Here is a 5341-nt window from a genome sequence, read left to right on the forward strand (position 1 = left end):
CACCCAGCCGGCGATGAGTTCGAGGGCGTACGCCAAGGGCGGAGTCCTGGTGCCCAGCGAGCACCACATCGGCGAATTCCACACCTGGCTGCAGGCCCGCCTGGGCGCATAACCGCAGTCCAACCGGCACATCGACGAGGAGAGACAGTCATGGCACGCAAGGCGCCGCGCGTGGACCCCGGCGAGGACGCACTGGAAGTGACCGAGCCAAAGCGCTGGGCCGCCGGGATCCCCGCGGTGACCCATGCGTTGCGCATGGGGTACGACCAGATGGGCGTGCGGCGCACCGCGCTGACCCTGCTGAAGGTCAACCAGAAGGACGGCTTCGACTGCCCCGGTTGCGCCTGGCCCGAGGGCGATCACCGCAGCAAGGCCGAGTTCTGCGAGAACGGCGCCAAGGCCGTCGCCGAGGAGGCCACCGTCCGCCGGGTGACGCCGGAGTTCTTCGCCGCACACCCGGTGGGCGAACTCGCGGGCCGCAGCGACTACTGGCTGGGCCAGCAGGGCCGCCTCACCGAGCCGATGCACAAGCCGGCCGACTCCGACACGTACGCGCCGGTCACCTGGGAGACGGCGTTCGACATCATCGCCCAGCAGCTCAAAGCACTGCCAAGCCCCGACGAGGCCGCCTTCTACACCTCGGGACGGACCTCCAACGAGGCCGCCTACCTCTATCAGCTCCTCGTACGGCGATTCGGCACCAACAACCTGCCGGACTGCTCCAACATGTGCCACGAGTCGAGCGGCTCGGCGCTCACCGAGACGATCGGGGTGGGCAAGGGCAGCGTCCACCTCGATGATCTGTACCGCGCCGACCTGATCTTCGTCGTCGGGCAGAATCCCGGCACCAACCACCCGCGGATGCTGTCCGCGCTGGAGAAGGCCAAGCGGCGCGGTGCGCGCATCGTGGCGGTGAACCCGCTGCCCGAGGCCGGGCTGCTGCGCTTCAAGAATCCGCAGAACGCCCGCGGAGTCGCAGGCGGCGGCACGCCCCTGGCGGACCGGTTCCTGCAGATCCGGCTCGGCGGCGACCAGGCGCTCTTCCAAGCGTTGTCACGGCTGCTGCTGGAGGCCGAGGACGCCGCGCCCGGCACGGTCCTCGACCACGACTTCATCACCGCGCACACCGACGGCTTCGATGCCTACGCCGAGCACCTGCGCACACTCGACTGGGACGACGTCGCCGAGGCGACCGGACTCGCGCGCGAAGCCATCGAGGAGGCCGCACGCGACGTCCTGTCCGCCCGGTCGATCGTGGTGTGCTGGGCCATGGGCCTCACCCAGCACAAGCACTCCGTGCCCACCATCCGCGAGGTGGTGGACTTCCTGCTGCTGCGCGGGAACATCGGCCGCCCCGGCGCCGGAGTGTGCCCCGTGCGAGGCCACTCCAACGTCCAGGGCGACCGGACGATGGGCATCTACGAGAAGCCGGCGCCGGAATTCCTCGACGCGCTGCGAGGCGAATTCGGATTCGACCCGCCCCGCCACCACGGCCACGACGCGGTGGAGACGATCCGGGCGATGGGCACCGGGGACGTGAAGGTGTTCTTCGCCATGGGCGGCAACTTCGTCTCCGCCGCTCCGGACACGGCCGCCACAGAGCGCGCCCTGCGAAACTGCCGGCTGACCGTGCAGGTCTCCACCAAGCTCAACCGCTCCCACGCCGTCTGCGGCCGAGAAGCCCTCATCCTCCCCGTCCTCGGCCGTACCGAACGCGACCGGGGACCCGACGGGCAGGACCGGTTCGTCACCGTCGAGGACTCGATGGGGATGGTGCACGCCTCAAGCGGTGGGCTGCCCCCCGCCTCCCCGCACCTGCTCTCCGAGCCGGCCGTCGTCTGCCGGCTGGCCCATGCCCTCTTCGGGCCCGATGACCAAGTGCCGTGGGCGGCCTTCGAGGCCGACTACGACACCGCCCGCGACAGCATCGCCCGGGTCGTGCCCGACTTCACCGACTTCAACGCCCGGGTCCGGCAGCCCGGAGGCTTCACCCTGCCGCACGCCCCTCGCGACGAGCGGCACTTCCCCACCCGCACGGGCAAGGCCAACTTCACGGTCAACCCGCTTCAGGTGCTGCGCGTCCCGCCCGGCCGCCTGCTGCTGCAGACCCTGCGCAGCCACGACCAGTACAACACCACGATTTACGGCCTCGACGACCGCTATCGCGGCATCCGCCAGGGACGCAGAGTGGTGTTCGTCCACCCCGACGACCTCGCCGAGCACCAGATCACCGACGGCGACCTGGTGGACCTCGTCAGCGAGTGGCAGGATGGCCCGGAGCGGCGGGCGGAAGCCTTCCGAGCCGTCGCCTACGACACGCCCCGCGGCTGCTGCGCGGCCTACTTCCCCGAGGCCAATGTCCTCGTCCCGCTCGACTCGGTGGCCGACATCTCCAACACGCCGACGTCCAAGAGCATCGTGGTCCGGCTCGAGCTGCGTGCGGCAGCCCGCACCGACGAGAGGCAGGCGGCCGGCCGGACCCCTCGGCCGTGTGGGACTCAGTCGATGTAGCCCATGCGGCGGCTGATCTCGTCGGCGCCTTCGAGCAGCACGGGGGCGAACTCGTGGATCCGTTCCTCGGTGAAGCGGTACTCGGGGCCGGAGGCGCTGAGGGCGGCGATGACTTCGCCGTCGCGGGAGCGGATCGGCGCCGCCACGGCGTGCAGTCCGATCTCGAATTCCTCCAGGGACACCGCGTAACCGCGCTCCCGCGCCTCGGCGAGAGCCTTCTCCAGCTTGGTCCTGGCGGTGATGGTGTGCGGCGTCAGCTTCTGCATCCCGGACCCCGCGGCCACTGCGGCCCGCTCCTTCGCCGACAGGTGAGCCAGCAGGATCTTGCCGCTGGAGGTGGCGTGCGGCGGAGTGAGCTGCCCGACCCAGTTGTACGTGCCGACCGCGCCCGGGCCACGCACCTGGTCGAGGTTGACCGCGTAATGCTCCTGCAGGACGGCGATGTTGACGGTCTCACCGATCTCCTCGGCGAGCCGCTCGCACACCGGCCGGCCCTGCTGGACGAGGTCGAGACTGCCCGTGACCGCGCCTGCCAGGCGCACGATCCCGAAGCCGAGCCGGTACTTGCCCCTCTCGGTCGCCTGCTCGACCAGATCGCGCGCCTCCAGCGCCCCGAGCAGACGGAACGCGGTCGACTTGTGAACGTCGATCTCGGCGGCGACCTCGCTCACGCCCGCCTCGCCGCGCTGGGCGAGGATCTCCAGGACGCTGACGGCACGGTCGACGGACTGCACGCCGCCCGCCGCGGGACCTGCTGTTTCGCCATCTGCCCTATGGTTGCTCATAGCGCAACTATACGCACTGGTGTCCGTGGATCCTGCAGGGCATCGGCATCAGCGGCCCGAGTACGGACAAGCCGGTATACCAGTACCCGGCCACGTCCTCAAGGTATCCGGTCGCCCACCGGGCGGATACGAGCCGGCCGGCGCACCGGACTCTGCCCGGCCCGGGCGAGCGCGTCGCCGGCGATGCGAAGCACATGCCCGCCGGATCCACCGGACGGCAGGTCCTCCGCTCGGCCCCGCTGCCCGGCCGGTCATCGCGCCGCTGACGGGACCCGGCCCGACGCCGGAGCCGACCTGCCGCCCTGGCCGGACACCGCTACCGCGCGGCCTCGGACCGGGCCGCCCGGCAGGCCGTCGGCCAGGCGCACCCTGCGGACGTCATCGCCGGGCCGAAGACCGCGTCGCGGACGCGGTCTTCGGCCCGGCGACCCCGGCCCGCGGGCGGACCGGACCCTGCGCTGCCGCGCCGGGGGAGCGGGGCAGGCCACCCGCAGACGCACACGTCGGCGTCTCAGCCTGCACGCACGGGCCCTGGCGGCCGGAAGGAGCCGCGGCCCGGCCGGCGCGTCAGCGAAACACGACCGTGCGGTTGCCGTTGATCAGTACGCGGCTCTCGCTGTGCCACTCCACGGCGCGGGCGAGTACCTGGGCCTCGACATCGCGGCCCAGGGTGACAAGCTCGTCCGGGGCGCGCGAGTGGTCCACGCGGACAACGTCCTGTTCGATGATCGGGCCTTCGTCGAGGTCCGATGTGACGTAGTGCGCCGTGGCTCCGACGAGCTTGACGCCGCGCTCATGCGCCTGGACGTACGGCCGCGCGCCCTTGAAGCTCGGCAGGAACGAGTGGTGGATGTTGATCGCCCGGCCGTCGAGCTGCTTGCACAGATCATCGGAGAGGATCTGCATGTAGCGGGCGAGGACGACGAGGTCGATGTCGAGCTCGTCCACAAGCTGCAGCAGCCGGGCCTCCGCCTCGCCCTTCGTCTGCGGGGTCACCGGGATGTGGTGGAACGGGATGCCGTAGTTCTGTGCCAGCGGCTCGAAGTCGCGGTGGTTGGAGACGATCGCCGGGATCTCGATGTTGAGCGTGCCCGTGGACCTGCGGAAGAGCAGGTCGTTCAGGCAGTGGCCGAACTTCGACACCATGATCAGTGTGCGGGTCGGGGTCGCCGCGTCGTGCAACTGCCAGGTGATTCGGTATGCCTCGGCCACCGGGCCGAAACCGGTGCGCAGCTCCCCCAGTGAAATGTCCGGATCAGAGACATCGAAGTGCACCCGCATGAAGAAGCGGTTCTGCAGTCGGTCGTCGAACTGATGGCTCTCCAGGATGTTGCCGGAGTGGTCGACGAGAAAGGTGGTCACGGCGTGGACGAGACCGGCCCGGTCGGGGCACGAAAGGGTGAGGACGAACTCGCTGCCGGACTGCGGTCGAGGAGACATGGCATCCTCCGTTGATGCGTATTGCACAACAAGATGAGTGATACGCAACATCGTCCGGTGTGGACGGCCGGCTGGTCAAGAGCCGGCGGGTAACTGTCGCGCATGGCGGGGGAGTCTCTTGCGGCACGCGTCACCCACGTGCCGTGCGTTGCACGATGTGCATCGTGTTGCGCATATTGGACTGAAGGTTCTGTTCGGCCTCCGGGCGGTCCGCTGCCCGTTCGCAGGGCGGTCCGGCTGACCGGATGCTCGGCACCGCATCCGAAGACGCCGTGCCGCCTCCAGGGCGTGATGGCCTGTGAGGCCGGTGAAGCATGCCTGGGCCCAAGTCTCGGGAAGGCGGTGTCAGCCACCGGTCCGGTGGCCGAGTCGGGCCTGCCCGTCCCCCTTCCTGGGAGACGGGCAGGCCGATGTGGGTAGGGGTCCTCGGGTCGCCGCGGGGCCCGCGGCCCGGTACCCGGTCAGCCGCGAAGGGCCTGGACCGCGGCCTCGAGCCGCTTGCCGAAGTCGCCGTCGGCCTGACGGAAGTTGCTGATCGCGCGCTCGGCGATGTCGTCGCGGGTGACGCCGGACAGGGCGCCCGCGAGGTTGTCGACGAGGCGCTG

The 5341-nt window shown here is 70.2% G+C and carries 4 protein-coding genes and 1 pseudogene; 2 read left to right on the forward strand and 3 right to left on the reverse strand.

Annotated elements, in window-relative coordinates; translation table 11 throughout:
- Nucleotides 1-112: pseudogene (locus ACWD01_RS37120) on the forward strand (SRPBCC family protein); the annotation flags it as partial.
- A gap of 38 nt (nucleotides 113-150) precedes the next feature.
- On the forward strand, nucleotides 151-2511 hold the full coding sequence (locus ACWD01_RS37125; RefSeq protein WP_451168369.1) for an FdhF/YdeP family oxidoreductase: 2361 nt from the start codon (nucleotides 151-153) through the stop codon (nucleotides 2509-2511).
- Here ACWD01_RS37125 and ACWD01_RS37130 read toward each other — a convergent pair.
- The 3 genes from ACWD01_RS37130 to ACWD01_RS37140 all read right to left on the reverse strand — a co-directional run.
- Nucleotides 2499-3296: an IclR family transcriptional regulator gene (locus ACWD01_RS37130; protein WP_451168370.1), complete on the reverse strand. Its 798-nt coding sequence runs from the start codon at nucleotides 3294-3296 to the stop codon at nucleotides 2499-2501. The two genes, ACWD01_RS37125 and ACWD01_RS37130, sit on opposite strands and share 13 nt — an antisense overlap.
- Nucleotides 3297-3863: 567 nt before the next feature.
- Nucleotides 3864-4736 (reverse strand): formyltetrahydrofolate deformylase, encoded by an 873-nt coding sequence (gene purU / locus ACWD01_RS37135; protein ID WP_451168372.1) that lies wholly within the window; start codon nucleotides 4734-4736, stop codon nucleotides 3864-3866.
- Between the two features lie 461 nt (nucleotides 4737-5197).
- Nucleotides 5198-5341, reverse strand: a 144-nt coding sequence (locus tag ACWD01_RS37140) for a catalase-related domain-containing protein (RefSeq protein ID WP_451157859.1), incomplete at its 5' end; no start/stop codon positions are given.

It is taken from the genome of Streptomyces sp. NPDC002835, assembly GCF_053591995.1.

What these genes read in the sequence shown, in the direction of transcription:
- ACWD01_RS37125 (WP_451168369.1), top strand. Translation starts at nt 151, where the DNA reads ATGGCACGCAAGGCGCCGCGCGTGGACCCCGGCGAGGACGCACTGGAA.
- ACWD01_RS37130 (WP_451168370.1), bottom strand. Translation starts at nt 3,296, where the DNA reads ATGAGCAACCATAGGGCAGATGGCGAAACAGCAGGTCCCGCGGCGGGC.
- purU (WP_451168372.1), bottom strand. Translation starts at nt 4,736, where the DNA reads ATGTCTCCTCGACCGCAGTCCGGCAGCGAGTTCGTCCTCACCCTTTCG.